Origin of the sequence: Kitasatospora sp. MBT63 (genome assembly GCF_000710465.2) — a bacterium.
In the GTDB taxonomy this organism is placed as follows: Bacteria; Actinomycetota; Actinomycetes; order Streptomycetales; family Streptomycetaceae; genus Kitasatospora.
Genome location: NZ_JAIZ01000624.1, coordinates 3,883 through 5,966 on the forward strand (window position 1 = coordinate 3,883; position 2,084 = coordinate 5,966).

Sequence of the window (2,084 nt, forward strand, 5' to 3'; positions counted from 1 at the left end):
TCCGGATCCACCCGCTGCACGACTCCACCGGCCGCCGCTTCCCCGACCTGGACGAGCTGCGCGCGGACCTGGGCCGGTGCCGGGTCGGCACCGAGGTCCGGCGCTACGGGCGGCCCGTCACCCACCGGGTGCTGGTGCTGCGCGCGGCCGACCACCGCCGCCGGGCCGCCGCCGCGGCGGTCAGCGCGGAGCCGGCACGGAACCGGGAGCCGTCGGACCCGCAGCCGTCGGACCCGCAGGCGTCGGATCCGCGCCCGTCGGGCCCGCAGCGCCAGGAGCCGTGGCCTCCCCGGCGGACGGCGGACCGCTCGGCGGCGGCCCGCCCTGGACGGACCCGGCGCCGGCCGGCTCCGGAAGCCGTCTGAGCACTTCCTCCGCGACCGCCCGCCGCCGCGAGTACGGCGGTACGTTCCGGGAGTTGCGCATCTTGTAGCGGACCGCGTCGCGCAGCGCCGTACGCTGCTCCGCGGTCAGGTCGGGCAGGTCGGTGGCGGCCCGGGCCGCGAGCAGCGCCTGGAGCAGTTCGAAGGCCGAGAGGTGGCGGTCGATCGCGGTGACGATCAGGTCCAGGTTCCGCGCGTCGGGGGCGCCCTGCAGCAGGGCCAGGGCCTGGACCCGCAGGCCCTCGACGCCCGTGCCGAACAGGTCGCGGACCTGCTCGGGGGTGAAGCCGAGCGTCGGAGCGGCGACGACGGTCTTGTTCACCGAGTCCGCCAGGGTCTGCCGGTCCGCGGCCGACAGCGCCTTGGCCAGCAGCAGCCGGGTCAGCAGCCACCCGCTCAGGAAGCCGACCACGCTGAAGTACACCCCGAGCGCCGCCGCGAACCCGGCCGAGCCCGGCCCGCCGCCCACCACCGGGGCGAGCGCCCGGCCGAGCTCCCGCAGCCGCTGCGGCACCGTCCCGATCTGGGTCAGGCCCGCGCCGAGCAGGATCTTGGTCAGCCAGTCGGAGACCTGTTCCAGGTTGGTGTTGGGCGCGTAGCTCGCCGTGGAGGTGGCCGCGGGGTCCTCCGGGTGCGCGGCCGCGCCGCTGGTCAGCAGCCGGGGGACACCGAACAGGAAGCCCAGCAGCCCGCCCCCGACCGCGAAGGTCGCCGCCACCATCAGTCCGCCGCCGAGCGCCGCCGCCCAGTGCGCCGAGGCCGAGGCGAACAGCACCAGCCCGGCCACCCCGGCCGCCAGCACCCCGCCCAGTGCGATCTTCACCGCCGGTACCGGCTCGCCACCGCGCTCCAGCTCCACCGACTCCACCCCCGTCACGGTCCGTCAGGTCGCTGCGACTGTAGCCGATCCGGCCCTGCGGCATGACCCGTCCGGCAGGCCGCAGCGGGCCGCGGTGCACGGCCCGGGTGCGCGGCCGATCGGGGACGTAGCGTCCCGGTCCCGGTGGACCTGCCCGGCCGGAAGGTGCTCGACGCGGCGCGCGCTCGCCGACCCGGCGGCCGCCGCGTCCGCGGGCGCCTGCGGACATGCAGACGGCCCGTGGGCTGCTCTCCTCGACGCCGGGCCCCGCGGGGCCCGGCCGCCGAGGCACCGGGGATGTACCGGTGAGCCCACGGGCCGGGTGACTGCTTGGGATTACGCCTCCGCCGGAGGCCTTACGGCCTCACCCCGCGCAGGCAGGGGCGGCTCTAGCGAGCAGCCACCTCACGCATCCTGATGGAACTCAACTCAGGATCACCTCCTTTCAGTGTGCCGCCACTGTAGGCACGCACCTCCGAGGAGGGCAACGGATTTATGGCCGCCGGGAACGGCGAAGGCCCGGCAGAGTGATCTGCCGGGCCTTCGTGCTACTGAGTAGCGGGGACAGGATTTGAACCTGCGACCTCTGGGTTATGAGCCCAGCGAGCTACCGAGCTGCTCCACCCCGCGTCGGTGAACCTCACAGTACGGGAGTGCCGGGCAGAAGGGAAATCCGATTCCCGGCGCGCCCCGCCCGGTCCCCACCGGCACCGGCGGCCCCGACCGGGGGCCGTCCCGGTCCGAACCGTCCGGGAACGGCGAAGGCCCGGCAGACTGGTCTGCCGGGCCTTCGTGCTACTGAGTAGCGGGGACAGGATTTGAACCTGCGACCTCTGGGTTAT

Annotated in this window: 1 protein-coding gene and 1 tRNA gene; both read right to left on the minus strand. The window is 74.9% G+C overall.

Translation table 11 applies throughout. The annotated features are described in order from the left end of the window. Window positions 1–180: 180 nt before the first annotated feature. The gene (locus tag AA75_RS32245) at window positions 181–1,251 is read right to left on the minus strand and encodes a hypothetical protein (protein ID WP_033823884.1); all 1,071 of its coding nucleotides are present in this window, start codon (window positions 1,249–1,251) and stop codon (window positions 181–183) included. A 547-nt stretch (window positions 1,252–1,798) separates the two neighbouring features. Further along, window positions 1,799–1,872 (minus strand) — tRNA-Met (locus AA75_RS32250). Window positions 1,873–2,084: the final 212 nt, after the last annotated feature.